This is a genomic window from Streptomyces sp. Root1304 (assembly GCF_001426405.1).
Classification (GTDB): domain Bacteria; phylum Actinomycetota; class Actinomycetes; order Streptomycetales; family Streptomycetaceae; genus Streptomyces.
The window spans coordinates 122,029-147,676 of record NZ_LMEP01000024.1; the positions used below are offsets into that span (position 1 = coordinate 122,029).

General features: G+C 73.3%; 23 protein-coding genes and 3 tRNA genes. 4 read left to right on the forward strand and 22 right to left on the reverse strand.

Annotated features, from left to right (window positions below; all coding sequences use genetic code 11):
* Window positions 1-22 precede the first annotated feature (22 nt).
* From ASD33_RS25200 to ASD33_RS25240, 9 genes are all read right to left on the reverse strand, one after another.
* Entirely contained in the window at window positions 23-1,591 is a 1,569-nt protein-coding gene (locus tag ASD33_RS25200; protein WP_056564906.1) for a HAMP domain-containing sensor histidine kinase, read from the reverse strand.
* Window positions 1,592-1,597: 6 nt separating this feature from the next.
* Window positions 1,598-2,401, reverse strand: coding sequence for a response regulator transcription factor (locus tag ASD33_RS25205; protein WP_277922100.1), 804 nt, complete (start codon window positions 2,399-2,401; stop codon window positions 1,598-1,600).
* 138 nt (window positions 2,402-2,539) lie between these two features.
* A complete protein-coding gene (locus tag ASD33_RS25210) occupies window positions 2,540-3,400 on the reverse strand; it encodes an amidohydrolase family protein (RefSeq protein ID WP_056565660.1) in 861 nt (286 codons plus the stop codon).
* A gap of 73 nt (window positions 3,401-3,473) precedes the next feature.
* Window positions 3,474-3,809, reverse strand: coding sequence for an antibiotic biosynthesis monooxygenase (locus tag ASD33_RS25215; protein WP_056564909.1), 336 nt, complete (start codon window positions 3,807-3,809; stop codon window positions 3,474-3,476).
* A 152-nt stretch (window positions 3,810-3,961) separates the two neighbouring features.
* Window positions 3,962-4,888 (reverse strand): DUF2797 domain-containing protein, encoded by a 927-nt coding sequence (locus tag ASD33_RS25220; RefSeq protein WP_079045041.1) that lies wholly within the window; start codon window positions 4,886-4,888, stop codon window positions 3,962-3,964.
* 114 nt (window positions 4,889-5,002) lie between these two features.
* Entirely contained in the window at window positions 5,003-5,827 is an 825-nt protein-coding gene (locus tag ASD33_RS25225) for a BRO family protein (protein WP_056564914.1), read from the reverse strand.
* Window positions 5,828-5,956: 129 nt separating this feature from the next.
* Entirely contained in the window at window positions 5,957-6,322 is a 366-nt protein-coding gene (locus ASD33_RS25230; RefSeq protein ID WP_056564916.1) for a PH domain-containing protein, read from the reverse strand.
* A 112-nt stretch (window positions 6,323-6,434) separates the two neighbouring features.
* A tRNA-Arg gene (locus ASD33_RS25235) sits at window positions 6,435-6,507 on the reverse strand.
* 279 nt (window positions 6,508-6,786) lie between these two features.
* Window positions 6,787-6,877: transfer RNA gene (locus ASD33_RS25240), tRNA-Ser, on the reverse strand.
* 234 nt (window positions 6,878-7,111) lie between these two features.
* Here ASD33_RS25240 and ASD33_RS25245 point away from each other — a divergent pair.
* Together ASD33_RS25245 and ASD33_RS25250 are read left to right on the forward strand one after the other, a co-directional pair.
* Window positions 7,112-7,549, forward strand: a complete 438-nt coding sequence (locus ASD33_RS25245; protein WP_056564918.1) for an SSI family serine proteinase inhibitor — start codon at window positions 7,112-7,114, stop codon at window positions 7,547-7,549.
* A 164-nt stretch (window positions 7,550-7,713) separates the two neighbouring features.
* Window positions 7,714-11,664 (forward strand): PAS domain-containing protein, encoded by a 3,951-nt coding sequence (locus ASD33_RS25250; RefSeq protein WP_056564921.1) that lies wholly within the window; start codon window positions 7,714-7,716, stop codon window positions 11,662-11,664.
* 92 nt (window positions 11,665-11,756) lie between these two features.
* Here the strand turns inward: ASD33_RS25250 and ASD33_RS25255 are convergent, their stop codons facing one another.
* From ASD33_RS25255 to ASD33_RS25305, 11 genes are all read right to left on the reverse strand, one after another.
* Window positions 11,757-13,409 carry a long-chain fatty acid--CoA ligase gene (locus ASD33_RS25255; protein WP_056564924.1) on the reverse strand — a complete coding sequence of 551 codons (1,653 nt, stop codon included), beginning with the start codon at window positions 13,407-13,409 and terminating at the stop codon, window positions 11,757-11,759.
* A gap of 162 nt (window positions 13,410-13,571) precedes the next feature.
* A complete protein-coding gene (locus ASD33_RS25260; RefSeq protein ID WP_056564927.1) occupies window positions 13,572-14,117 on the reverse strand; it encodes a SigE family RNA polymerase sigma factor in 546 nt (181 codons plus the stop codon).
* A gap of 125 nt (window positions 14,118-14,242) precedes the next feature.
* Window positions 14,243-15,286, reverse strand: coding sequence for a glycoside hydrolase domain-containing protein (locus tag ASD33_RS25265; RefSeq protein WP_063992033.1), 1,044 nt, complete (start codon window positions 15,284-15,286; stop codon window positions 14,243-14,245).
* Between the two features lie 199 nt (window positions 15,287-15,485).
* Complete coding sequence (locus ASD33_RS25270; RefSeq protein WP_056564928.1) at window positions 15,486-16,652, reverse strand: lipid-transfer protein; 1,167 nt, start codon at window positions 16,650-16,652, stop codon at window positions 15,486-15,488.
* On the reverse strand, window positions 16,649-17,032 hold the full coding sequence (locus ASD33_RS25275) for a MaoC family dehydratase (protein WP_056564931.1): 384 nt from the start codon (window positions 17,030-17,032) through the stop codon (window positions 16,649-16,651). Before ASD33_RS25275 ends, ASD33_RS25270 begins: the two co-directional genes overlap by 4 nt.
* The gene (locus ASD33_RS25280) at window positions 17,029-18,171 is read right to left on the reverse strand and encodes an acyl-CoA dehydrogenase family protein (protein WP_056564933.1); all 1,143 of its coding nucleotides are present in this window, start codon (window positions 18,169-18,171) and stop codon (window positions 17,029-17,031) included. The genes ASD33_RS25275 and ASD33_RS25280 overlap by 4 nt, the downstream gene beginning before the upstream one ends.
* A 1-nt stretch (window position 18,172) precedes the next feature.
* Window positions 18,173-19,219 (reverse strand): bifunctional MaoC family dehydratase N-terminal/OB-fold nucleic acid binding domain-containing protein, encoded by a 1,047-nt coding sequence (locus ASD33_RS25285; RefSeq protein WP_056565663.1) that lies wholly within the window; start codon window positions 19,217-19,219, stop codon window positions 18,173-18,175.
* 140 nt (window positions 19,220-19,359) lie between these two features.
* Entirely contained in the window at window positions 19,360-20,526 is a 1,167-nt protein-coding gene (locus ASD33_RS25290; protein ID WP_056564935.1) for an acyl-CoA dehydrogenase family protein, read from the reverse strand.
* A gap of 205 nt (window positions 20,527-20,731) precedes the next feature.
* Window positions 20,732-21,040, reverse strand: a complete 309-nt coding sequence (locus tag ASD33_RS25295; RefSeq protein ID WP_056564937.1) for a hypothetical protein — start codon at window positions 21,038-21,040, stop codon at window positions 20,732-20,734.
* 434 nt (window positions 21,041-21,474) lie between these two features.
* Complete coding sequence (locus ASD33_RS25300) at window positions 21,475-21,999, reverse strand: O-acetyl-ADP-ribose deacetylase (protein WP_056564938.1); 525 nt, start codon at window positions 21,997-21,999, stop codon at window positions 21,475-21,477.
* A gap of 206 nt (window positions 22,000-22,205) precedes the next feature.
* Window positions 22,206-22,412 carry an antitoxin gene (locus ASD33_RS25305; RefSeq protein WP_056564940.1) on the reverse strand — a complete coding sequence of 69 codons (207 nt, stop codon included), beginning with the start codon at window positions 22,410-22,412 and terminating at the stop codon, window positions 22,206-22,208.
* Between the two features lie 172 nt (window positions 22,413-22,584).
* Between ASD33_RS25305 and ASD33_RS35580 the strand changes: the two genes are divergently transcribed.
* The gene (locus ASD33_RS35580) at window positions 22,585-22,755 is read left to right on the forward strand and encodes a hypothetical protein (protein ID WP_157870084.1); all 171 of its coding nucleotides are present in this window, start codon (window positions 22,585-22,587) and stop codon (window positions 22,753-22,755) included.
* 74 nt (window positions 22,756-22,829) lie between these two features.
* On the opposite strand, the gene ASD33_RS25310 is transcribed toward ASD33_RS35580, so the two are convergent.
* Window positions 22,830-22,916: transfer RNA gene (locus ASD33_RS25310), tRNA-Ser, on the reverse strand.
* 182 nt (window positions 22,917-23,098) lie between these two features.
* On the opposite strand from ASD33_RS25310, the gene ASD33_RS25315 reads away from it, so the two are divergent.
* Complete coding sequence (locus ASD33_RS25315) at window positions 23,099-23,884, forward strand: MHYT domain-containing protein (RefSeq protein ID WP_056564942.1); 786 nt, start codon at window positions 23,099-23,101, stop codon at window positions 23,882-23,884.
* Between the two features lie 97 nt (window positions 23,885-23,981).
* On the opposite strand, the gene ASD33_RS25320 is transcribed toward ASD33_RS25315, so the two are convergent.
* Window positions 23,982-25,451 (reverse strand): trypsin-like peptidase domain-containing protein, encoded by a 1,470-nt coding sequence (locus tag ASD33_RS25320; protein ID WP_056564944.1) that lies wholly within the window; start codon window positions 25,449-25,451, stop codon window positions 23,982-23,984.
* Between the last annotated feature and the right edge of the window lie 197 nt (window positions 25,452-25,648).

Genomic DNA, 25,648 nt, shown 5'->3' on the forward strand with positions numbered 1-25,648 from the left:
GCTCGCGACGGGGGCTGCGGCGTCAGCGGGGGTGGGCGACGGGAGTCCGGTCGGCGGGGAGCAGGACCGTGAACACCGTCCTGCCCGGGGCGCTCTCCACGCTCACCTCCCCGCCGTGCGCGAGCACGACCGCCCGGACGATGGCCAGGCCCAGGCCGGTGGATCCGGCGTTGCGGGAGCGGGAGGCGTCGCCGCGCGCGAACCGCTCGAAGACGGTGGGCAGGAGGCCGGGCGGGATGCCGGGCCCGTCGTCCTCGACCTCGACCGTCACCGCCTCCGTCCCCGTCACCGCCTCCGTCACCGCTCCCGTCCCCGTCACCGCCTCCGTCACCGCCCCCGTACGGACCCTGGCGGTGACCTTCGTCCCGGGCGGGGTGTGCGTACGGGCGTTGGCGAGCAGGTTCACGAGAACCTGGTGGATCCGGGCGCCGTCCGCCCGTACCGGGGTCCCGCCGTCCTCGGGCAGTTCGAGGCTCCAGTGGTGCTCGGGCCCGGCGGCGCGGGCGTCGCTCACCGCGTCCACGACGAGCGGGACGAGATCGGTGGTCCCGTACGAGAGCGGGCGGCCGGTGTCGAGCCGGGCGAGCAGCAGCAGGTCCTCCACCAGGCCCGTCATCCGGGTCGCCTCCGACTCGATCCGGCCGAGCGCGTGCCGGGTGTCGGGCCCGCACTCCTCCCGGCCGCGCCGGGTCAGCTCCGCGTACCCCCGGATCGAGGCGAGCGGGGTGCGCAGTTCGTGGCTGGCGTCCGCCACGAACTGCCGGACGCGGGTCTCGCTCTGCTGACGGGCGTCGAGGGCCGAGTGGACGTGGTCGAGCATCCGGTTGATGGCCGCGCCGACCTGCCCGACCTCGGTCCGCGGATCGGCCTCCGCCTCCGGGACCCGCTGATGGAGCGCCACCTCGCCGCTGTGCAGCGGCAGCTGGGCGACCTGGCCGGCGGTGGCGGCGACCCGCCGCAGCGGCCGCAGGGCCACCCGGACGAGCACGGTCCCGGCGAGCGAGGCCGCGAAGAGCCCGGCGCCGGTGACGCTCAGCTCGACCAGGACGAGGGTGGAGAGGGCGTCCTCGACCTCGGTGAGCGGGATGCCGGTGAGGAAGGCGCCGTGGCTGCCCTCCGCGTACGCGACCCGATAGGAACCGAGGCCGCCGGGCAGCTCGACGGTGTGCGGTCCGCCGTCGCGCGGGACGGCCGCGAGCGCGGCCCGCTGGGCCTCGTCGAGCGCCTTGGTGGGGAAGCGGGGCCCCTCCGTCCCGCCGCCCCCGCGCTCCTCGGTGGAGTACCCGGCGAAGGAGACGCCCGTGTCGGTGACGACGGCGCCGAGGGTGCCGATCGGGACGCCGGGGCCGCCGAGGAAGGCGAGCGGCTCCCGGTCCCGCACCGGATCGGGCACGGGAAGGACGACCGGCGGCCCGGCGGCCCGCTGGGACAGGCCGTCGATCTGCTCGTCGGCCTGGTCGTACAGGTACGAGCGGAACGCGATCGTCGTGACCGTGCCGATGACGGCCGCGACGACCGCGATCAGCGCGACCGCCGAGACGACGAGACGGGTCCGCAGCGACCACGGCCGCCGCCCTGCACCCCGGAACACCGGCCGCTACTCCCCCGGCTTGATCAGGTATCCGGCCCCGCGCCGGGTGTGGATCATCGGGGCGCGCCCCGCGTCGATCTTCCGCCGCAGGTACGAGATGTAGAGCTCGACGACGTTGGCCTGGCCGCCGAAGTCGTACGACCAGACGCGGTCGAGGATCTGCGCCTTGCTGAGCACCCGCCGCGGATTGCGCATGAGATACCGCAGCAGCTCGAACTCGGTCGCGGTCAGATGGATGGAGACCCCGTCCCGGGTGACCTCGTGGCTGTCCTCGTCGAGGGTGAGGTCCCCGACGACGAGCAGCGACTCGCCGCGCGCGAGCGCGGCCCCCGACCTGCGGATGAGACCGCGCAGCCGGGCCACGACCTCCTCCAGGCTGAAGGGCTTGGTGACGTAGTCGTCGCCGCCCGCCGTGAGCCCGGCGATCCGGTCCTCGACGGCGTCCTTCGCGGTCAGGAACAGCACCGGCACGTCGGGCAGCTCGCGCCGGATGCGCCCGAGCAGGCTCAGCCCGTCGACGTCCGGGAGCATGATGTCGAGGATCACGGCGTCGGGCCGGAACTCGCGCGCGGTGCGCAGGGCCCCGGCCCCGTCGCCCGCACTGCGCACCTGCCAGCCCTCGTACCGCAGGGCCATCGAGAGCAGCTCGGCGAGCGAGTCCTCGTCGTCGACGACGAGGACCCGGACGGCGGTTCCGTCGGCGCGGAGCAGCTCGGCGCGGGCGCCGGTGCGGGCGCCGCTTCCGGTGCGGGTACGGGCGCCGGTGCGGGTGCCGGCGCTCGTGCTCGTGCGGTGTGTGGTGACGGTCATGGTCCCCACGCTGCCGGGCGCCGCTGAGAGGCCTCTTGCCCTTTCCTGTGAATTCCCTGAGAAAGGCCGGGGCCGGGGGTCGCGGCGGGGCCGGGGCCTCAGGGGCTCAGGCGCTCAAGGGCTCAAGGGCTCAGGCGCTCAGCGTTTCACGTGAAACAACGCGGCCCCGTTCTCGTACAGGACCCCCCGCAGCCAGTCGTCCCCGAGCCCGAGGCGTTCCAGGGCGTGGAGCTGGTGCACGTACGGATACGGGATGTTCGGGAAGTCGGAGCCGAGGAGGATCCGGTCCCCGAGCTCCACGAGCCGCTTCAGTTCCGCCTCAGGGAAGGGCGCGAGCCGCTCGCTGAAGTCGGTGAAGGCCATCGTGGTGTCGAGGTGGACACCCTCGTACCGCTGGGCGAGATCGAGGAATTCCCCGTACTCCGGCATCCCCATGTGGGCGACGATCACGCGCAGCCGGGGGTGGCGGGCGAGCACCCGGCCCATCGGCCCGGGGCCGGTGAAGGCGCCCGGAGTGGGTCCGGAGCCGCAGTGCACGACGACCAGGGTCCCGCTGTCGGCGAGGGTGCCCCAGACGGAGTCCAGCAGAGGATCGGCCGGGTCGAAGCCGCCGACCTGGAGGTGCACCTTGAACACCCGGGCACCGGCGTCCAGTGCGTCCCGGACGTATCCGTCGACGCCCGGTTCGGGGAAGAAGGTCGCGGTGTGCAGACAGTCGGGGGTGCGCGCGGCGAAGTCGGCGGCCCAGGAGTTCAGCCAGGCCGCCATGCCGGGCTTGTGCGGGTAGAGCATCGAGGTGAAGGCGACCGCGCCGAACCCGCGCAGGAGGGCGAGCCGGCGGTCCTCCTCCTCGCGGTAGGTGATGGGCCACTCCAGACCGGTCAGGGGACCGACGGCGTCGAAGTAGGCCCAGACCTTGTCGAGGACGTTCTGCGGCATGAAGTGGGTGTGCACGTCGACGAGCCCGGGAATCCCGAGCCGGCGGACAAGAGCCGCGATGTCGCCGGCCTCGCTGCCGAGGCTGTTCTGACTGCTCTGACTGTTGTCGCTGCCGTGGCCGCTCCGGCCGCCGTCACTCGCGCTCAAAGCTGTAACTCCGCTCGACCTTGCCGATGTGGACGCTGTAGCTGTCGTACCAGTGTTCCCGCCCGTGCGCCTTGGCCGCCTGGTGCCGGGCGTCGAGCCGCCAGACGTCGAGCGCCTCCACGTCGCGGAAGTAGGCGACGGTGATACCGATGCCGCCGGGAGTCCGGGCGGACTCGTATCCGAGGAACCCGGGCACGGAGCCGACGACGTCTCGCAGTTCGGCGGCCGTCTCGGCGTAGCCCTCGGGGGCGTCGGGCCGGACGGAGGTGAACACGGCGGTGTAGTAGGGCGGTTCGAGGCCCGCCACCAGCTGGGGAGTCATGCGATCACCCTCGCGGGCCGGGGACGGGGATGTCCACGGCGCCCGGGCAAAGGGATCCAAGTCTTTACGCGGTGACGCGGGCGGGATCCACGTCTTACGCGGCGACCGGGGCGGCGGCCCACATCTCTACGCGGCGGCCGGGGCGGCGGCCGTCAGAACAGCTCCCCCTGAGCGCTCGGGTCGGCGGCGGGCGCCGCGTCCGTCACGGGGACGGAGAAGGCGGCGCCCTCCCCCGCGCTCCGGAGCACCCATCCGCCCATCAGCCGCGTGTCGAGCGCGAGGCAGCGCCCGTCGGGGGCGAGCAGATGCAGGTCGGGCCCGGCGGCGGCGAGCAGCCGCCCGGTGACGACCCCGCCGTCGACGAGCTCGGCGACGGTCCCGGCGAGCGGCGGCAGCCCGGAGGCCGAGGCGCGGTCACGGTCACCCGCCGCCGACAAGCCACCGCCCACCCCCGCGGACGCCCCACCGATCCCGAAGACCCCGGCATGGTCGTGCGGTGCGAAGTCCAGCGGTTCCAGGGTCTCGGTCCAGCCGCCGACCGCGCGGGCGCGGCGGTACAGCGCCTCGACCTCCCCGGCTCGGTCGGCGACGGGCGGCAGGGCGTGCCGGGCCGCCCGCTTCCGCTCGTACGCCACCCGGTCGGGGACGCCGAGCGCGTGCCGCAGGACCTCCTCGGTACGGCGGGCGGCCATCAGCGGCCCCCGCCCGAGCCAGCTGAAGGTGACGGCGCCCTGTTCGAGGAGGCGGGCGGCGCCCCGCGCCTCGGCGGTGATGCCGACCTTGGTCATGCCGGGCCCGAACCAGGCCAGGTACACGCGGTAGGGCTGCGGGTCGTCGAGGAAGGTGTCGGCGGCGACGGAGTGGGCCCGGTCGAGCCGCGCGCACTCGGGGCAGCGGCCGCCGGTGGCCCGCCCGGGGACGGCGGCGTCCACGGGACAGGGGTTCCCCCGGGCGCCGGGGCAGCGCCGGACGCCGACGGCACGGAAGGCGAGGTCCTGCCCGTAGGTGAGCGGGCTGACCCGGCCGCCCCGCCAGCGCAGCCCGGGGGCACCGCCTGCCCAGGTGATCCCCCGGCACATCCACTCCACGCCCGTACGCCTCCCTGTGCTGACCGGAGGTCCAGTCTCCGCCAAGCCCGACGGGCCCGGGACCCCCTCCCGAAGGTCCGGCGGGGCCCTGCTCTCCTCACGGGCTCAGGGCAGGACGTAGATGCGGGCGCCGTCCGCGTCGGGGCTGCCGACCTCGCGCATGCAGCCGCGTTCGAGGAGGAGCCGTACGCAGTCCCGGACGCGGTCGCCGGAGAGCCCGGTGCGGCGGGTGACGTCCTGGGGCCGGTAGCGGACGCCGCCCCGGACGAGGGCGGGGGCGAGACAGCTGGCGACGGTCCGTACGTCGCCGGTGATGGCCCAGGAGTCGACGAGTTCCTGCGGGGTGAGGGCGACGGCGGCGCCGGTGCGCTGGCGGGGCACGGCGAGCCGCTCAAGGGAGTCGGCGACCCTTGAGAGGCTGCGGCGCGTCTCGCGGAGCAGTTCGGCGTACGCGGTGTGCTCGACGTAGGACGCGTCCCGCTCGTCGAACCGGCCCTCCAGGCGGACGAGGACGTCGAGCAGTTCCGGGGGCAGGACGAACCCGGCGTGGACGGGCGAGGGTTCGAGGTCGTAGCGGCCGTCCCGCTGGACGGCGGCCACGACCTCGGCGGTCCACGCGCGGAAGGGCGCGGCTTCCGGTCTTCCGCAGACCGCGACGAGCTGGACGAGTCCCTGGAGGCTCACCATCCGGGTCGAGGCCCGGATGCCGCAGCGGCGGAGGAACTCCTCGCCGTCGACCAGCTCCCGGGCGGACGCCAGGCACTCTGCGGGCAGGGCCACCGTGCGCAGCGCCTCGCGGGTCCCGGAGTACCCGAGCTGTTTCGCCACGTCCACCACGGGAAACCAGTGGGCTCCGTCGGGCGCGGTCAGCCGCCGCAGGGGTCCGCCGGTGGCGACGTACGCCAAGTCATCGATGTCGATCGCGTCCATCGATCATCACCTCCGCCACGCAAGCTAGGCCGAGGGCATATTCAACTGACATGCAAATCAGACAGGTTCACCCAAAAGGGGAGGCTTGCCGGGGATTCTCCCCCCGGCAAGCCTCCCCTCCGGCGTGCGCTACTTGGCGACGAACTGCGTGAGGATCGCCTGCACCTCGTAGATGTCGACACCCTTGGTGAAGGTCTTCTGGACGGGCATCTGGCTGCCCGAGATCCAGATCTTCAGCTCGGCGTCGAGGTCGAAGGTGCCGGCGGTCTCGACGGCGAAGTGCGTGATGCTCCGGTAGGGGATCGAGTGGTACTCGACCTTCTTGCCGGTGATGCCCTGCTTGTCGACCAGCACGAGCCGCCGGTCGGTGAAGAAGATCGTGTCGCGGATCAGCAGGTACGCGGCGTGCACCTGCTCCCCCGGCCCGAGCAGCCGGGCGAAGTCCTGCTGAGCCTGAGCCGGATCGATCGCGTGCGCGTTCCCGAAGAGCGCCATGCCCCACCCCCACACAGAAGAGAAAAAAGGATCATCCGACCCTAACCCTCCCGTCCCCCACGACACACGACAGAGGCCCCCAGGATTTCTCCTGAGGGCCTCTGCCTTGCTGTGCACTCGGCAGGATTCGAACCTGCAACCTTCTGATCCGTAGTCAGATGCTCTATCCGTTAAGCTACGAGTGCTTGTTCTTTTGTTTTGTCTTCGCTCCCCGGTCTTTCGACCCGCTCGCGGCGACAGGAAGAACATTACATGACTGCCGCCGCCATGTGAAATCCATTGGCCACACCCCTTGTGACCTGCGAAAACGTCGAGTCGAGGCGTCGGGGGCCCAGGGGCGTCGGAGCAGCGCGTCACCAGCGGGAGCCGGGTAAAGAGACCGGGGTCACATGTTCGGGTCCGGCGGGGGCAGGGGCCGGGAACGAGCGAAGCCCCGGCCTTGGGGGCCGGGGCTTCGGGTGGGGCGGAGGCGGAGGGATTTGAACCCTCGATGGGCTTTAAGACCCAAACCGCATTAGCAGTGCGGCGCCATAGACCGGACTAGGCGACGCCTCCATGCACCTCGCGCATACGCGGGTGGTGCGTGCAGATGATGACACAGGCGAACCGCCCGTCACCAATCGATTCTCACCGTACTAGCCCTCCGGGGTCGAGGGCAAAGCCCCACGGCCACGTCGTGGCGCCCACCCGGCGCACCCCGCTTGCGCAACGCCCCGGCCCCCGGAGCGTTAGAAGGGGCGGGCACGCCGTGCACCCGCGCCCCTCGTACCCCCGTCCCTGGAGACCCGCATGCTGCGCAGCCTCGCCATCGCCACCCTCGCCACCGCCGCCGCCGGGGCCGCCGGGCTCGGCCCGCTGCCTCCGCTCCCGCTGCTCTCGCCGGCGGGCTCACCGGCCGACTCGCTGACCGTGGCGATCTCCGAGAGCGGCCACCCCGAGGCCGACGGCACCTTCGACCTGACGTGCGACGACCGCGCCGGCGGGAACCACCCCGCCGCCCAGGACGCCTGCAAGCGCCTCGAACAGCTCGCCGCCGAGGGCGGGAACCCGTTCGCACCCGTGCCCGCCGACCAGCTCTGCACCCAGATGTACGGCGGCCCCGCCCTCGCCCACATCACCGGCACCTGGCAGGGCCGGCGGGTCGACGCCCGGTTCTCCCGCGCCAACGGCTGCGAGATCGACCGCTGGGAGAACCTGGAGCCCGTCCTTCCGCTCGTCAGGGGATGAGGAGGGAGTGAGGAGAGGGTGAGAAGCGGGTGACGAGGGGACGAGGCAGGAGTCCCGCCCCGCGGCTCCCTTAGACTCCCCTCAGTGACAGGCTGCGGCCCGAGGGGCAAGATGGGCCCGCCGATCGGCAAGCACGTGCAGTGCGTCAGGGAGGAAGCGTCGTCGTGAGCAGCAGGCCATCCCGAGGCGCTGCTCGCCTCGCAGCCATACTCGACGCCCTCCCCGACGGCCTCGTGCTCGTCAACTGCAACGGCACGGTCGTCAACGCCAACACCATCGCCCTCGGCATGTTCGAGACGCCGGGCACCGCGCTCGTCGGGCGCGGTCTGCTCGATCTCCTGCCCGAGTTCGACTCGCGTCTCATCCCCGGCTCCATGCGCCGCCCCGAGGGCACCGACGAGCGGGGCCGCACCAAGCCGACCCGGATGATCGCCCGCCGCACGGACGGCAGCGAGTTCCCCGTCGAGGTGACCAGCGCCAGCCTGGAGGACGGCCGCGAGGCCTACGACTCCTACGGCGGCTACACCGGCGACGAACTGCTCATGCTGGTCGTCCGCGACCTCACCGGCACCCTCGACACCGAGGCCGAACTCGCCCGCTCGCAGCGCCAGACCGAGATGATCCTGCGCGCCGCGGCCGAGGGCGTCGTCGGCACCGACACCGACGGCCGCGTCGTCCTCGTCAACCCCGCCGCCGCGCAGATCCTCGGCTACCGCGCCGGCGAGCTCGGCGGCCAGGAACTCCACCCGCTGATCCTCGCCAAGCGGGCCGACGGCGAGCCCTTCCCGTACGAGGAGTCGCCGCTCGCCGACACCCTCAAGTCCGGCCGCAAGCACCGGGTACGGGGGCAGGTGCTCTGGTCCAAGAAGGGCGAGCGCGTCCCGGTCGACCTCACGACCGCCCCGGTCCGCGACGGCGACCAGCTCGTCGGCGCCGTCATGACCTTCACCGACCGCAGGCCGTACGAGGAGCTCGTCGAGGAGCACGCCGCCGAGATCGCGGACCTCACCGAGCGGAACGCCGCCGAACTCGCCGACCGCGCCGAGCGGAACGCCGCCGAGCGCGAGGTGCAGCAGGAGCGGTACGCCTCCCTCGCCGCCCGGCACGAACAGCTCACCGCCGTCCTCGCCGAGTCGCTGCGCGGCCCCCTGGAGGAGCTGCGCACCCAGCTGGGCACCCTCGCCGCCGACGACGCCGGACAGCTCTGGCCCGAGGCCAACCAGGTCCTCCACCACCTGGCCGCCGGGTACGCCCGGATGACCGCGCTCGTCGACAACGTCCTCGGCTACCAGCGTCTCGACGCCGGTACGGAGGCGCTGGACAAGGGCGTCGTGCTGCTCGACTCGGTCGTGTCCGCCGGCATCGACGGGGCCGTCGAGCTGATCGGGCCGGGCCGCGCCCAGTTCGCCGTGCACGCGCCGCCCATCGAGGCCGAGGTCGACGCCGCCCGGCTCGCGACCGCGCTCGCGCACCTCGTCGCCGATGTCGCCGGCGTCGACGCCACCGGCCGGAACCGGGCCACCGCACAGGGCTCCGTACCGGCCGACTCCACCATCGTCGTCGCCGCGGCCCAGCGCGGTGACGTCGTCCGCATCGAGGTCCGCGGTCCGTACGCGGGCGGCGACCCGGTCCACGGGCCGGTCGTCCGCGGGGTCGTCGCGGCGCACGGCGGCGTCGTGCAGACCCACGAGGTGCCGGGGACGAGCGGCGGCGCGTACGTCCTCGAAGTCCCGCTCGGCGCCGGACGGGGCACGGTCCCGCCCTCGGAGACCCCGCCGGGTACGGGGGCCGGCGGTGCCTCGGGCCGCGGCGGGCGCGAGGCGCTCGCGCTGCCCGCGCAGGCGTCCCCGCAGATGGCTTCCCCGGCGTCCCCGCAGGCAGCTTCCCCGGTGTCCCCGGGGGCCGCTCCGCACGGTTCCGCCGCGCAGGCCCTTCCGGCGGGCTCCGCGCCCGCGGTCGCTCCTGAGACGGTTTCCGGTACGGGGTCGGGCGCGGGACTCGTCCCCGCTGCCGGCGCGTTCGCCGGTGAGGGCGAGGAGACCTCCGGCGGAGGGCGGCGGCGGGCCCGGCGCGCCTCCACGGACGCGTTCCTGGAGAGCCCGGTCGCGCCCGAGGCCGTCGCGGAGCCCCGTGGCCGCCGCCGCGGCCGTACGGGAGACACCGCCGGTGCTCCGGGGGCCGCAGGGGCCTCCGGTGTCGCCGAGCTGATTCCGGCCCAGCAGAACTCCGCGGTCGAATCGGCGGTCGCGGTCGCCGGTCTTCCCGCCCCGTCCGCCCCAACCGGCGCGCCCGTCTCGTCCACCCCGTCCGTCCCCGGTGCCTCCGACGCCTCCGTCGTCGAGCCCACCGGGCGGCGGCGCGGCCGGCCCGCCGAAGGGGCCGTGGTCACCGCCGCAGAGGGCGCGCAGGGGCGGGCCGCGCTCGGCGCGGCCGTACCGCCGCAGGGTGTCGCCGTCGAGCCTTCGGGCATGCCCGCCCTGGCGCGGGCCCTGCCCGCCGTCGCCTCCGCCGAGGCCGCTCCCGAGGCGCAGCCGAGCGGGCGCCGTCGCCGTGCCCTCGCCGCCGCGCAGGAGCGGGCCGCTGCGGCCGAGGCCGGGCCCCGGACGCCGTTCGCGCTCCCGCCCGCCGACGCCGACCGCGACGAAGAGCCGATCGCCGGGCCGGCCGCCGGGCCGCTGCCGGTCTCCGACGAGGGGCAGCACGAGGCCGTACGGGGTGTCCCGGGCGCCGACCACACGCCCCCGCAGCCGCATCCCCTCCCGCACGCCCAGCCGCAGGGCCCCGTCCCGGCCGCCGAGCCGACCGGGCGCCGCAGGGCCGTCACGCCTCCGCCGCCGCCGGAGACGCCGGGCGCCGGCGGGACCACCACCGGGACGGCAACGGCCACCGCGACCGGCACCGGCTCCGTACCGCTGCCCCCCGAGCTGCCCATGTCGAGGCCGCAGCCGCAGCCCGTGCCGCAGTCGCAGGACTCCACCCAGGGGCGGGCGTTCAGCGTCCGGACCCTCGGGCAGGGCGTGCCCTTCGTCCCGCCGGCCCCGGCAGCCGCGCCTGTCGTCGCACCGGCCCCGGCAGCCCCCGCCGTACCTCCCGCCCCAGGCGCGCCCTCCAACGGTTCGGGGCGGCGCCGCAGGCTCGCCACCCCGCCGGAGGTCGACCCCCCGGTCCCGGCGGCCCTCCCCGTACCGGCCGCGGGCGACGCCCGGCCCCACCCGCAGGGGCCGGCGGCGGAGGCCGCCCTCGGGCTCGCCCCCGCCGCGCCCGAAGGCCGCGCCTACGCCATAGGGGCGCCCGCCGAGGGTTCCGCCGAGGGCCCCGAGCCGCTCGACGGGCCCGGCGGTGCCGTCGAGGTCGCCAACCGGCCCGCGCCGCGTCCCGTCGACGACGAGCTGCCCCCGGAGCCCCTCGACAACCCGCGCCGGCTGCTCGTCTGGCCCGCGCCCGACGTCTCCACCCAGCAGGCGCTGAGCGACCGTGGCTACCGGCCGGTGATCGTGCACTCCCGCGAGGAGGTCGACGCCCAGATCGCCGCGTTCCCCGCCGCGCTCTTCGTCGACCCGCTGACCGGCCCCATCACCCGTACCGCGCTGCAGTCGCTGCGCCGGGCCGCCGTCGCCGCCGAGGTGCCCGTGCTGCTCGCGGCCGGGCTCGGGCAGGCGACCCGGGAGGCGGCGTACGGCGCCGACCCGGCCGTACTCCTCAAGGCGCTCGCGCCGCGCGACAGCGAGCAGCACCCGTCGCGGGTCCTGCTGATCGAGGAGAACGAGGACATCGCGGAGGCGCTCGCGGCCACCCTGGAGCGGCGCGGGATGCAGGTGGCGCGGGCCGCCACGGACACCGAGGCGGTCACGCTGGCCACCCGGACGCAGCCGAACCTCGTGGTGATGGACCTGATGCAGGTACGCCGCCGCCGGGCCGGGATCATCGACTGGCTGCGGGCGAACGGGCAGCTCAACCGCACCCCGCTCGTCGTCTACACCTCGGCCGACCTCGTCGACGAGGAGCTGCCGAAGCTGTCCTCCGGCGAGACGGTCCTCTTCCTCGCCGAGCGCGCGAACAGCGCCGAGGTCCAGGCCCGGATCGTCGACCTGCTCGCGAAGATCGGTACCAACTAGCGCGCGGAGAAGCAGGGAAGCGGTACGGGGAGGGCGTCTGCCCTCCCCGTACCGCTTCCCGAATCCGTGCCGGTCCCGCCTCCGCCGGCCTGCTACAGCTGCGTGACGTCCAGCTCGCCCTCCGCGTACTGCTTGCGGATGACCTTCTTGTCGAACTTGCCCACGCTCGTCTTCGGCACCGCCGGGACGATCGCCCAGCGCTCCGGCAGCTGCCACTTGGCGATGCCGACCTGGTCGGCGAGGAAGGTCTTCAGCGACTCGTAGTCCGCCGTCGCCCCCTCCTTGAGGACGACGGTCGCCAGCGGGCGCTCGCCCCACTTCTCGTCCGGCACGGCGACGACGGCGGCCTCGGCGACCGCCGGGTGCGCCATGATCGCGTTCTCCAGGTCGACGCTGGAGATCCACTCGCCGCCCGACTTGATGACGTCCTTGGCGCGGTCGGTGAGGGTGAGGTAGCCGTCGGGGCTGATCACGCCGACGTCGCCGGTCTTCAGCCAGCCGTCCTCGCTGAACTTGTCGTCCGGACGGACGGCCTCCGCGTCGACGCCGCCGAAGTACGCGCCCGCGATCCAGGTGCCGCGCACCTCCAGCTCACCGGCCGACTCGCCGTCCCAGGGCAGGTGGTCGCCGCCGGGGCCCACGAGCCGCGCCTCGACGCCGGCCGGGAAGCGGCCCTGCGTGACCCGGTACGGCCACTCCTCCTCGGCGCTCAGACCGGCCGGCGGGTGCGCCATCGTGCCCAGCGGGGAGGTCTCCGTCATGCCCCAGGCGTGGCAGAGGCGGACGCCGAGCCGGTCGTACGCCTCCATGAGCGAGGGCGGACAGGCCGCGCCGCCGATGGTGACCTGCTTCATGGAGGAGAGGTCGCGCGGGTTCGCGGTGACCTCGGCGAGCAGTCCCTGCCAGATGGTGGGGACGGCGGCCGCGTGCGTCGGCTTCTCGCGCTCGATCATGTCGGCGAGCGGGGCCGGCTGGAGGAAACGATCCGGCATGAGCATGTTGATGCCGGTCATGAAGGTGGCGTGCGGCAGGCCCCAGGCGTTGACGTGGAACTGGGGGACCACCACGAGGGTCGTGTCCTGGTCGGTCAGCGCCATCGACTCGGCCATGTTCACCTGCATCGAGTGCAGGTAGATCGAACGGTGGGAGTAGACCACGCCCTTGGGGTCGCCCGTGGTGCCGGAGGTGTAGCACATGGCGGCGGCGGTGCGCTCGTCCAGATCCGGCCAGTCGTACGTGGTCGGGCGGCCCGCGATCAGCTCGTCGTAGTCGTGCACGCGCGGGGCGACGCCGTCCAGGACCGAACGGTCCCCGGGTCCCGCGACGACGACGTGCTCGACCGTCGGCAGGTGCGGGAGCAGCGGGGCGAGGAGGGGGAGCAGCGAGCCGTTGACGATCACGACCCGGTCGGCGGCGTGGTTGACGATCCACACCAGCTGCTCGGGGGGAAGGCGGAGGTTGAGCGTGTGGAGGACCGCGCCCATGGAGGGGATCGCGAAGTAGGCCTCGACGTGCTCCGAGTTGTTCCACATCAGGGTGGCGACCCGCTGGTCGCCGGTGACGCCGAGTTCGTCGCGCAGGGCGTTGGCCAGCTGGTGCGCGCGTGCTCCCGCCTCCGCGAACGTGCGGCGCTGCGGCTCGGGCTCGCCCGTCCAGGTGGTGATGGTGGACTTCCCGTGGATCGTCATCCCGTGCTTGAGGATGCGGCTCACGGTCAGCTGTACGTCCTGCATGGTGCTGTACACGGGGCGTCCTCCCGGTGGGCGCTACGTGGCAGTAAGGGGGTGTGGAGATTCTGCGCCCGTACCGCTCGGTATGTCACTACCCGGGAGTAGGGAAATTGCCAGTGATTACTGGCGGGAGTCGGGCGGCGACGCGGGGGCCCGGGGGATCGGGCCCCGTACGGGTCACCGTACGGGGGTCAGCTCCGGGTCCTCGCGGAGTTTGCCGAGGGCCCGCGAGACGGCGCTCTTGACCGTCCCGACCGACACCCCGAGCACCTCGGCCGTCTGGGCCTCGCTGAGGTCCTCGTAGTACCTGAGGACCACCATCTGCCGCTGCCGCTCCGGCAGCTTCAGCACCGCACGCCACATCGCGTCGTGCAGCACCTGGCGCTCGGCCGGGTCCGGCTCCGGCAGCCCCGTGGGCTCGGGCAGGTCCTCGCAGACGAACTCGTCGACCTTGCGCTTGCGCCACTGGGAGGTACGGGTGTTCAGCAGCGCCCGGCGGACGTAGCCGTCCAGGGCACGGTGGTCCTCGATGCGCTCCCAGGCCATGAACGTCTTGGCGAGCGCGGTCTGGAGCAGGTCCTCGGCGTCGCAGGGGTTGGCGGTCAGGGAGCGCGCGGTGCGCAGGAGCACGGGCCCACGCGCCCGTACGTACGAGGAGAAGGTCGGGTACGACGCGTACTGCGAGGCACCGGCGCAGACGGGGCCAGAGGGTGGCGGAGTCATGACTCCACGCTAGGAGGGGAGGGGTGCCCGGCGGATCGGCCCCAGGTCCCGACCCGCCGTCCGCCTCAGGTTGTAGGGGTGGAGACACCTCCACCTCCTCTGGGTGGAGACCCCTCGGGGGCACCTCAGGGTCGGGGACCCCCGGAGTCGGGGAGGGGTGAGGGCCGGAGGCCTTCGGAGTCGGGGCCGGTGGGGACTTCGGGGGCGGTGCGGACTTCGGGGGCGGTGGGGGTCTCGGGGACTTCGAGGGCCTCGGGGACTTCGAGGGCCTCGGGGACTTCGGGGGTCTCGGGGGCGGAGGGCGTGGTCCGGGTGGTGGCGGGGGTGACGCGGGCCACGGGGGCGTCCACCGCGTTCCGGTCGATGAGGATGCGGTGCCCGCCGTGCGACTCCGCGACGTTGCCCGCGTACTGGTGGATCCGCGCGTGCGGCATCCACGCCTCCGGCTGCAGCACGCTCTCCGAGTACAGCGAGGGCCGGCCACGCCACCGCGCGAACCACATCACCTCCGGCAGGTCCTTCGTCCCCGCCCGTCGCTGCGCCTCGATGTCCCGTACCCCCGTGTCGGCGCTGCTGTAGAACCCCGGCAGATACCCCAGCCGCCGCACCTCCCGGCTCCACCCGCGCACGAAGGAGAGGGTCGTGGCGGCGCAGCGGGCGTCGCCGTCCCGGTACGCCTCGATGTCGAGGTACAGCGGGCTGCCCGCGCCCAGCCCCAGCGCCCGCGCGGCCCGGACCGCGTCGCCCGCCTCCCCGGTGCCCTGGGTCCAGGGCTGGCTGCCGAGGGCGAAGGGCCGCTTGGCGGGCGAGACGACACAGGGCGCCTGGGAACCGACGTACAGGGGCAGCAGTCGCCAGCCCATGGTGTGGACGGCGCTGACCCAGGCGCGGTTCAGCTCGCGCTGCGCGGGGCAGCCGCGCCCCCGGCCCCCGAAGTAGATCCCGACGGCGCCGTACGACGAGCCGCGCCAGGCCTTCATCTGCGCGAGCCCCGGGGCCTCACAGGTGTCGAAGGCCCGCCCGGTGAACCGCAGGGGAGGGTCGAGGGCCTGGGGGCCGAGAGCGGGGGTGGGGTGGGTGGTGCGGGTGGTGTGGGTGGGTGCGAGGGGTGTGGCGGCGAGGGCGAGGGTCGCCCCCGTCAGGACGGTCACCACGGCGGCGAGAACCACCCTGGCCGTCACCCGCGACGAGGACGAGGAGGACAGGGAGGACGAGGAGGACGAGGAAGGCGAGGAAGGCGAGGCCGGGGACGACAGCGGAGGAGAGATAGGCGGCGGCGAGGACGGATCCTCGGCGGCCCCTGCGTGTGTGTTCATGCGGCGAGTGAAGAACCGCCCGCCCCGCACGGCCACCGCAGGGGCCGTCTCCTCAGCCGTCCGTGCCCAGGATCAACCCGGACGTGGGAACCCCGGTGCCCGCCGTGACCAGACTCCGCGCCGCCCCGGGCACCTGGTTCACCGAGGTGCCGCGCAGCTGCCGTACCGCCTCGGCGATGCCGTTCATGCCGTGCAGGTACGCCTCCCCGAGCTGGCCCCCGTGGGTGTTCAGCGGCAGCGCGTCCGCCGCGACGAAGCCGGCCGCCTCCCCGGGCCCGCAGAAGCCGAACTCCTCCAGCTGCATCAGCACGAACGGCGTGAAGTGGTCGTACAGGATGCCCACGTCGATGTCGCTCGGGGCGAGCCCGGAGGTCCGCCACAGCTGACGGGCCACCACACCCATCTCCGGAAGCCCGGTCAGATCGTCCCGGTAGAAGCTGGTCATCGCCTCCTGCTTCCGCCCGGCGCCCTGCGCCGCCGCCAGGATCACGGCGGGCGGGTTCGGCAGGTCGCGGGCGCGCTCGACGGAGGTGACGACGATCGCCTGCCCGCCGTCGGTCTCCTGGCAGCAGTCGAGGAGCCGCAGCGGTTCGGCGATCCAGCGCGAGGCGGCGTGGTCGGCGAGGGTGATCGGCTTCCCGTGGAAGTACGCGGCCGGGTTCCGGGCGGCGTGGCGCCGGTCGGTGACCGCGACATGGCCGAAGGCCTCCGGCGTCAGCCCGTACGCGTGCAGATAGCGCTGGGCGATCATGGCGACCCAGGAGGCCGGGGTGAGCAGCCCGAACGGCAGCTGCCAGCCGAGCGCCGCGCCCTCGGCGGAGGGCTCGCGCTGCTGGACCCCGGAGCCGAAGCGGCGCCCGGAGCGCTCGTTGAACGCCCGGTAGCAGACGACGACCTCGGCGATCCCGGTGGCGACGGCGAGCGCGGCCTGCTGCACGGTGGCGCAGGCGGCCCCGCCGCCGTAGTGCACGCGGGAGAAGAAGGACAGTTCCCCGATGCCGGACGCCTGGGCGACGGTGATCTCGGGGTTGGTGTCCATGGTGAAGGTGACGAGTCCGTCGACGTCGGCGGGGGTCAGCCCGGCGTCGTCGAGGGCCGCCCGCACCGCCTCGGCGGCGAGGGAGAGTTCGCTGCGCCCGGAGTCCTTGGAGAACTCCGTCGACCCGATCCCGACGACGGCGGCCCGCCCGCCGAGCCCGTCCCGGTGGCGGACGCTCATGGCGCCACCTCGACGGCGACCGTGCCGGTGACGTGGTGGCCGAGCCCGTTGGCCCCGACCACCCTGACCTGCGCGGTGTTCCCGTCGACCGCGGTGACCGTGCCGCTGAGGACCATGGTGTCGCCGGGGTGGTTGGGGGCCCCGAGCCGGATGGTGACCTTGCGGAGGACCGCGCGGGGGCCGAAGTGGTCGGTGACGTACCGGCCGACGAGCCCGTTGGTCGTGAGGATGTTCATGAAGATGTCCGGGGAGCCCTTCTCGCGGGCCAGTTCGGCGTCGTGGTGCACGTCCTGGTAGTCGCGGGAGGCGACGGCCCCGGCGACGATCAGCGTGCGGGTGATCGGGATCGCCAGCGGCGGCAGTTCGTCCCCGGCCTTCATGACGCGTCTCCTTCCGCGAGCAGGTCGCCGAGTTCGGCGAGGAGTTCGGTGCCGCAGCCCAGATAGGCGTCGAGCTGCCGGCCCCACAGGAAGTGCCGGTGGACGGGGTGGTCGAGGTCCGCGCCCATGCCGCCGTGCAGATGCTGCCCGGCGTGCACGACCCGCTTCCCCGCCTCGGAGGCCCACCAGGCGGTGGTCAGGGCCGCCTCGCCGACGTCCAGGCCCTCGTCGAAGCGCCAGGCCGCCTCGTAGGCGGTGACGCGGATGGCCTCCGTGTCCATGTACGCGTCGGCCGCGCGCAGTTGAACGGCCTGGTGGGTGGAGAGCGGGCGGCCGAACTGCTCCCGTACGGAGGTGTACTCCACGGCCCTGGCGAGCGAACCCGCGCAGACCCCCGCCTGGAGCCCGGCGAAGGCGATGCGGGCGGCGGCGAGCACGTCGGCGTAGGGGTCCGGGTGCGGGTGCGGGTGCGGGTCAGGGTTCGAGCGCGGGTTCGTGTCCGGGCGCGGTTTCGTGTGCGGGTACGTGTCCGGGTTCGGGTCCCCGCCGGGCCCACCGAGCCGTTCCCCCGGCGTCCCGTCGAGGACGAGCCGGCCGGCGGACCAGGGGGCGGTGAGCTCCACGGGGTCGATCCGGGCCGCGTCCTCGGTACGGACCAGCCACAGGGTCCGCTCCTCGTCCGGTACGAGCACATGGGTGGCGTCCCTGAGCCAGGGCACCCACTCCACGGCCCCGCTGAGCCGCCCGTCGCGCGAGGTGACGGTGCCGGTGCCGGTGCCGGTGCCGGTGGCCGGGAACGCCCCCGTCACCACCGTCGTCCCGTCGCGGAGGCCGGGCAGCAGACGGCCGCGCTGCTCGTCCGTACCGTGCCGGGAGACGGCGAGGATCCCGTACGCGCAGCCGGCGGCGAGCGGCACCTGCGCCGTCACCCGCCCCTGTTCCTCCAGGAGCAGGACCAGGCCGAGCAGCCCGGTCTCCTCGACGGCGCCGGGGAGTCCGGCGGCGCAGAGCGCCTTCCACAGCTCGGCGTCCGTGCCGCCGCCGGCCGCGCCGAGCCGCTCGTGGGTGCTGAGGTCGGTGAAGATCCGGGCGGCCAGCTCGCGGACGGCCGTCTGCTCCTCGGTGGGGGTGAAATCCATGTCAGGCCTCGCCTTCGGCGCGGAAGACGGGAAGCACGAGGTCCTCGTCGACCCGCAGGAACTCCAGCCGGACCGGCATCCCGATCCGGACCTTGTCGTAGGGCACCCCCACCACGTTGCTGATCATCCGTACGCCCTCGGCGAGTTCGATCAGCCCGACCGCGTACGGCGGGTCGAAGGCGGGGAACGGCGGATGGTGCATCACCACGTACGAGAAGACCGTCCCGGTGCCGCTCGCCTCGACGGTGTCCCACTCCGGCGAGCCGCAGTCGGCGCAGCCGGGGAGCCAGGGGAGACGCAGGGCGGCGCAGCCGCCGCAGCGCTGGACGAGGAGCCGGTGATCGGCCACGCCCTCCCAGAAGCCTGCGTTGTCCCGGTTGACGACGGGGCGGGGGCGGCGGGGGGCGGGCTTGGGCTCGGGCTTCGGCTCGGGCTTCGGCTCGGGCTTCGGCTCGGGCTTCGGCTCGGGCTTCGGCTCGGGCTTCGGCTCGGCCTTGGGATCGGCCTTGGGATCGGCCTTGGGCTCGGCCTTGGGCCCGGAAAGGCGCTCGGCCGGGGGCTCCGCCTTCCGGGGGAGCCGGGCGGTCGGCGCGTACTTGAGGATGCGGAAGCGGTGGGTGCCCGCGAGTTCGCCGTCCGCGCGGACGTCCGTGCGGGTGGTGACGAAGTGCCCCGATCCGAGCTTGGTGGTCTTGCGCTCCGACACGGACTCGATGACGGTGTCGAAGGTGATCGCGTCGCCGGGCCGCAGCGGCCGCAGGTACTCCTGCTCGCAGTCGGTCGCGACGACCGAGGTGTATCCGGCACCGTCGAGGAGGCCGAACAGCTCCTCGTACGCCGACGAGCGGTCCGTGTGCCCGGAGAGGCCGCCCATCGTCCAGGCCTGGAGCATGGTCGGGGGCGCGACGGCGTCCGGTCCCCGGTAGGCGGGGTGGGCGTCGCCCATCGCCTCGCACCAGTGCCTGATCATGGGCAGGTTGACGGGGTCCTTGCCGGTGCCGGCGGTGGCGGCGGGCCGCCCCTCGAACCCCACGAGCCGCTCGTACAGCGCGTCGGGCTGCGCGGCACCGCTCGCCGCAGGGGCTTGCTCAGGGGCTTGCTCAGGGGCTTCCTTAGGGGCTTCCGCGCCACCTGCCCCGGCCCGCGCACCACTCGCCGCAGGCCGCTCTCCCCCGCCTGTCACCTCGCTCATCGCCGCCCCCTCCCCTTCATGCCGAGCCGCATCCTCGCGACGATCTCGCGCTGCACCTCGCTCACCCCGCCCCCGAAGGTGTTGATCTGCGCGGCCCTGTTCATGCGCTCCAGCTCGCCGCCGCCGAACTCCCCCGGCGACCCCGCTCGCACCGTTCCCGCCCCACCCGCGATCTCCTGGCAGATGCGGTACACCTCCACCGCCGACTCGGTTCCCGCGAACTTCACTCCGCTCGCGTCCCCCGGGGCCAGCCGGCCCGCCCCCACGTCGCCCACGAGCCGCCAGTTCAGCAGGCGGGTCGCGGCCAGCCGGGCGTGCGCCTCGGCGGCGCGGATCCGGATCCACGGCTCGTCCACGCGACGCCGTCCCGTCACCGGATCGGGGGTGCGTGCCCGGTCGAGCGAGGCCGCGAAGAAGTCCTCGGCCTGCATGCCGATCGCGGCGAGCGCGACCCGCTCGTGGTTGAGCTGGTTGGTGATGAGCCCCCAGCCGCCGTGCTCGGGCCCGACGAGATTGCCTGCGGGGACCCGTATCCCGTCGTAGTAGGTGGCGGTCGTCGTCAGCCCGCCCACGGTCGTGATCGGGGTCCAGGAGAAGCCGGGGGCGTCCGTGGGGACGAGGACGATCGAGATGCCCTTGTGCGGGGGCGCGTCGGGATCGGTGCGGCAGGCCAGCCAGATCCAGTCCGCGTTCTGGGCGTTGGAGGTGAAGATCTTCTGGCCGTCGATCCGCCAGGAGTCCCCGTCCCGGACCGCCCGGGTCCGGAGCGAGGCGAGGTCCGTCCCGGCCTCGGGCTCGCTGTACCCGATGGCGAAGACCGTCTCGCCGCGCAGGATCCGGGGCAGGAAGAAGGACTTCTGCTCCTCGGTCCCGTAGGTCATCAGGGTGGGTCCGACGGTGTTCAGGGTGACCATCGAGACGGGGGCGCCCGCGCGGTACGCCTCGTCGAAGAAGACGAACTGCTCGTCGGGGCCGCGGCCCTGCCCTCCGTACTCCTCGGGCCAGCCGAGGCCGAGGTACCCGTCGGCGCCGATCCGGCGGAGCAGCCCGCGCTGGGCGGCGGTGTCGGTGGCGGACGGCGGCCCTTCGGGCATCAGGTCCCGGAAGTACGCGCGGAGTTCGGCGCGCAGCCGCAGCTGCCGCTCGGTCGGGGCGAGGTGCACGGAGACGGCCTTCCGTGGGGACGACGAGGTTTCTGACTGTCCGTCAGATTCCATATCCCTGTCAAGGTCGACGACCGGCCGGGTACCCGCGCGGACGCGGACGCACACAGCACGACGACCCGTGCGCAGGTACCGAAGCACCGGCGCACAGGCCGTCGTTCACACCGCGGTCACGCCCCCCGTCGGGCCGGCACCGTACTTCTGGTCACCACCACGGGTTGTCGAAGTTGACCACCGCGTTGTTCTGCGCGATGTGGGTGAAGGCGGAGCCGTTCACGCTGGCCGTGTTGTTCTGGTTGGAGGCACCGGAACCGGTCGCGACCTGCTGCGTCGTCGTCGAGTTGCCGAAGTTGTCCCCACCCACGCCGCTGCCGATGATCGTGGCGACGCTCGTGTTCGATCCGTCGTCCGCGAATCCTCCGTTGTCGGCCTGGGCCACCCCGGTGAAGAGCGCGGCGGCGAGGGGCAGGGCGGCGGCAGCGGCGAGGATGCGGGCGGTACGGATGCTTGCCATGTCTGTTCCTCCGGGAACTGAAAACTGGTGCTGGTGCACGGAACTGCTCTGACGTTCTCTGTACTGCTCGGTCACTGCTCTGAATCTTCGAAGTACGGCCATGTCCAAGGCGGTTGGCCGACCGCCCCGGTCGTTTCGTGCTCGACGTCGCGAATCCAGAATTGCCCACCGAATCCCCGGCGAACCACCTCGGAGCGCCCTATTCCCCCGCAAGCGTGAGGACAAGCAGATAAACCCCGGCAGCATGAGAAAAGCCCAGCTCACCGGGGTGGAACGCATTCGGGACAGCCACGGGCGGGGCGCCGCAAGGGAGGAAGCGTTCCGGCAGATTTCCCGCCAATCGCCCTCGGGCGGGAACGCGACGGCGAGTCCCCCGCCCCGGGGAGTCGAACGAACATCCTTGACAGGAAAGGAATTCCGATGCGGCAGGAGGTCTACGGAACGTCCCGCCGGCCCGCGGCCGCCTCGAAGGCGGCGTACGCGCGCGCGTCGAAGAGCACGAAGCGCACCTCCTCCACCTCGGTGGACGCCTCCCGGACGGTCTCCACGGCGATGCGGGCGCCGTCCTCCATGGGCCAGCCGTAGATCCCGGTGGAGATGGCGGGGAAGGCGACGGTACGGGCCCCCGACTCGTCCGCGATGCGGAGGGACTCGCGGTAGCAGGAGGCCAGCAGGTCCGAGCGGTCGACCTCCGCCGACCAGACGGGGCCGACCGTGTGGATGACGTACCGGGCGGGCAGCCGCCCCGCGGTGGTGGCCACGGCCTGCCCGGTCGCGAGGCCCTTGCCGTAGTGCGAGCGCCGCAGCTGCCGGCAGGCGGCGAGGATCTCGGGCCCGCCCTTGCGGTGGATGGCGCCGTCGACTCCCCCGCCGCCGAGCAGCGAGGAGTTCGCGGCGTTGACGATCGCGTCCACCGCCTCGGCGGTGATGTCCCCCTGCACCAGCACGATCCGCACCACGACAGAACCCTCCTTCTCCGACGCCCCACGACGACCGCGGCCGGAAGCGGCCACCGACGGCCGGACGGGGCCACCGACGGCCTCCGGCGACACCCTTCGGCCGGGTCCATTGAAGGCGAAGGAGGCGCCCCGGGCACGGGAAATACGCCGGGGGCGCCCCGGACAGGAGTCCGGGGCGCCCCCGATGTGCGGTGCGTGCCGTCGCGCTACTGCTGCGGCGGCGGAGGCGGGGTGTCGGGTGCCTGCCCCGTACCGCCCAGCTGTTCCTTGAGCTTGTCCTGGGCGGTGTCGACCTGGCCGCTGTACTTGCCCTGCGTCTTCCCGTCGACGAAGTCTCCGGCCTTGTCGATGCCCTTGGAGGCCTGATCCTCGTGGCCCTTCAGCATCCCTTTGAGCTTGTCGAACACAGACATCCTGGCCCTCCTAGCGGCTGATCCGGCCCCTCCAGCATCGCGGCACCACCCCCGCACCGCATCCGCAGAACGCAAGCCCTCGGGCCAGGACCCCCGACCCGGCAGTCCGGCGCCTCTCCGGGACGGGCCACCGGCGGCGGCTCTTGTACGGTGCGCACCAAGGGGGTTCACCATGCGGAAGCAGGACGGGGACGACGACACGGCCTACGAGTCGGCCGTGAGACGCACCCACATCACGATGGCCATTGCGCTGGTCGTGTCATTGCTGCTCCTCGGCGCGGTAGCCCTGGCCGTCTTCGGCGTGACCGTGTTCCTGGACCTCGCGGAACACTTCAGCCACTAGGGGCCCACCCACGCCGCACGAGCGGACACGCGAACGGCCCCCGACCTGACTGCAGGCCGGGGGCCGTTCCGCTGCGGTGGGTGTGGGATTTGAACCCACGGTGACATCGCTGCCACGACGGTTTTCAAGACCGTTCCCTTAGGCCGCTCGGGCAACCCACCCTCGCCCCGGGCCACCTGGGCCGGAGCGGCTACAGCGTACCGGCTCGGGAGGCCGGGGTGCGATGGGCCGACTTGGGGTGGAACAGGGGGAGAGCCGGGTTAAAGTCCTTTGTTCACAAGATCTCCACACACGCGCCTTTTCTCGGCGTGTGCGTAATTCCGAAGGTTCAGAGGGCAACACGGTGCACGGCACGATCGACGGCTTCAGCTATGGCATGGTCACCCCTCTGGTGGGGTACGTGATGGCCTGCCTGGGCAGCGCCCTGGGGCTGCGCTGCACAGTCCGGTCCCTCAGCACCGACCGTGCGCGGAAGCCCGGATGGCTGGCGCTCGGCGCGGCGTCCATCGGGTGCGGCATCTGGACGATGCACTTCATCGCCATGCTCGGCTTCCGCGTGGCCGAGACCCCCCTCTCGTACGACGCGTCCCTGACGTTCCTCAGCCTCGTCGTCGCCGTGGCCGTGGTCGGCATCGGCGTCTTCATCGTGGGCTACCACGGCGTCCGCCCGGCCCCGCTGCTCCTCGCGGGCACCCTCACCGGACTCGGCGTCGCCGGCATGCACTACCTGGGCATGGCCGCGATGCGCATGAACGGACAGCTCGGCTACGACCCCCTCGTCGTCGCCCTGTCCATCGTCATCGCCGTGGTGGCCGCGACCGCCGCCCTCTGGGCAGCGGTCTCCGTCCGCGGCTTCCTGGCCAGCCTCGGCGCCAGTGTGATCATGGGCGTCGCCGTGACCGGCATGCACTACACCGGCATGGCCGCGGTCAGCGTCCACGTGGACGAGGCCTCGCACGCCGCCGAGGGTTCCTCGCTGCTCACCGTGCTCCCGATGCTGGTCGGGCCGCTGATCTTCCTCGTCCTCGCCGCGGCCGTCGTGATGTTCGACCCGCTGCTGATCATGGGCGACGACGAGCCCCGCCGCCCCGGTCACCGGCGGCCCCGTACGGCACGCGCGTCCATGTGACGCCGTCGCAGGACGTGACGAGGGAGGGGAGTACCGGATCACCGGTACTCCCCTCCCTCGTGTGCGGGCCGGCCCCCACGACCGGCCCCGCGGTCCGTCAGCTGTCGCCCGTGCGCTCGCCCAGCGTCACCGTGGCCGTCTCCGTCTTGCCGTCCCGCTCGTACGTGATCTTGACCTGGTCGCCCGGCTTGTGGGTCCAGATCTCGCTGATCAGCGTCGGGCCGCTGTCGATCTGGTGGTCGCCGAAGCCCGTGATCACGTCGCCCGCCTTCAGACCGGCCTTCGCCGCCGGGCCGTTCGGGGTGACCGGGGGCGTGCCGCCGGTGCCCTGCGAGGCGATCGTGGCGCCGTCGCCCTTCTCGTTCATGTTCACCGTCGCGCCGATCACCGGGTACACCGGCTTGCCCGTCTTGATCAGCTGCTGCGCCACGTTCTTCGCCTGGTTGACCGGGATCGCGAAGCCGAGGCCGATCGAGCCCGCCTGGGACTGGCCGAAGCCGCTGCCGGTGGACTGGATCGCCGAGTTGATGCCGATCACCGCGCCGTTCGCGTCGAGCAGCGGGCCGCCCGAGTTGCCCGGGTTGATCGACGCGTCCGTCTGCAGCGCGCTCATGTACGAGCTGCTCCCGCCGGAGCCGTCGCCCGAGGCCACCGGCCGGTTCTTCGCGCTGATGATGCCCGTGGTCACCGTGTTCGACAGGCCGAACGGCGCGCCGATCGCGATCGTCGAGTCGCCGACCGCCACCTTCTCCGAGTCGCCCAGCGGCAGCGGCTTCAGCTTCTTCGGCGCGTTCGTGAGCTTCAGCACGGCCACGTCGTAGCCCTCGGCGCGGCCCACGACCTCCGCGTCGTACGACTTGCCGTCCGAGAAGGTCACGGAGAGCGTGCCGCCGTCCGCCGCCGACGCCACCACGTGGTTGTTGGTGACGATGTGGCCCTCCTGGTCGTACACGAAGCCCGTGCCCGTACCGCCCTCGCCCTGCGACCCGCCGGACTTCGCCTGGATCGTGACCACGCTCGGCAGCGCCTGCGCCGCGACCGCCGCGACCGTCCCGGGATCCCGCTTGAAGGACGCCGGAGCCTCGCCCGAGGAGACCGTCGTCGAACTCACGCCGTCGTCGCCGCGCTGCGCCGCCCAGTAGCCGATGCCGCCGCCGACACCGCCCGCCACGAGCGCCGCGACCAGGACCGCCGCCACGACGCCGCCGGTCCGTCTGCGCGGCGCGCCGGGAGCGGCGGGCGCGGGGTGCTGCGGGGCACCCCAGGCCGGTACGGACGGCGGGGGCGGCGGCCAGCCGCCCGCCGCACCGGCCGCGACCGGTTCGGGGGCGGCGGGGGCGTGACCGGGCGCCTGGGCCGGGTGCTGGGGCTGAGGCTGGGTGTACGCCGGGGCCGGGGCGGGAGCCGGAGCCGCGGCAGGCGGGGCCGTCGGGGCGGGAGCCGTCGTCGGCAGGGGCTGGGTCTGCGCCGGGGGCTCGGTCGGCGAAGGGGGCGTCGGAGGCGTCTGCGGTGCGGACGAGTCGGACTGGTCCGCCGGAACCGCCGTGCCCTCGTTCTCGGTGCTCACAGCTCGCTCTCCTCGTTGACTGCGCGGGGGTGGGTTCGTACGTGGTCCTTCTGTGGTCCCACGTGGTCCCTCTGTGGTCCCACCTGGCTCCAGGGTGCTGCACCAGCTTTTCCCACAGGACGTCAGGCCGCCGTAAGGCGGAGCTGTGCGTGGGCGCCCCCACCTTTATATAGGGACAGAACGGACTCGTTCCGGTG

What these genes read in the sequence shown, in the direction of transcription:
- ASD33_RS25205 (WP_277922100.1), bottom strand. Translation starts at nt 2,401, where the DNA reads ATGACCGTCACCACACACCGCACGAGCACGAGCGCCGGCACCCGCACC.
- ASD33_RS25215 (WP_056564909.1), bottom strand. Translation starts at nt 3,809, where the DNA reads ATGACTCCCCAGCTGGTGGCGGGCCTCGAACCGCCCTACTACACCGCC.
- ASD33_RS25220 (WP_079045041.1), bottom strand. Translation starts at nt 4,888, where the DNA reads ATGTGCCGGGGGATCACCTGGGCAGGCGGTGCCCCCGGGCTGCGCTGG.
- ASD33_RS25225 (WP_056564914.1), bottom strand. Translation starts at nt 5,827, where the DNA reads ATGGACGCGATCGACATCGATGACTTGGCGTACGTCGCCACCGGCGGA.
- ASD33_RS25230 (WP_056564916.1), bottom strand. Translation starts at nt 6,322, where the DNA reads ATGGCGCTCTTCGGGAACGCGCACGCGATCGATCCGGCTCAGGCTCAG.
- ASD33_RS25245 (WP_056564918.1), top strand. Translation starts at nt 7,112, where the DNA reads ATGCTGCGCAGCCTCGCCATCGCCACCCTCGCCACCGCCGCCGCCGGG.
- ASD33_RS25260 (WP_056564927.1), bottom strand. Translation starts at nt 14,117, where the DNA reads ATGACTCCGCCACCCTCTGGCCCCGTCTGCGCCGGTGCCTCGCAGTAC.
- ASD33_RS25270 (WP_056564928.1), bottom strand. Translation starts at nt 16,652, where the DNA reads ATGAGCGTCCGCCACCGGGACGGGCTCGGCGGGCGGGCCGCCGTCGTC.
- ASD33_RS25275 (WP_056564931.1), bottom strand. Translation starts at nt 17,032, where the DNA reads ATGAAGGCCGGGGACGAACTGCCGCCGCTGGCGATCCCGATCACCCGC.
- ASD33_RS25280 (WP_056564933.1), bottom strand. Translation starts at nt 18,171, where the DNA reads ATGGATTTCACCCCCACCGAGGAGCAGACGGCCGTCCGCGAGCTGGCC.
- ASD33_RS25295 (WP_056564937.1), bottom strand. Translation starts at nt 21,040, where the DNA reads ATGGCAAGCATCCGTACCGCCCGCATCCTCGCCGCTGCCGCCGCCCTG.
- ASD33_RS25305 (WP_056564940.1), bottom strand. Translation starts at nt 22,412, where the DNA reads ATGTCTGTGTTCGACAAGCTCAAAGGGATGCTGAAGGGCCACGAGGAT.
- ASD33_RS35580 (WP_157870084.1), top strand. Translation starts at nt 22,585, where the DNA reads ATGCGGAAGCAGGACGGGGACGACGACACGGCCTACGAGTCGGCCGTG.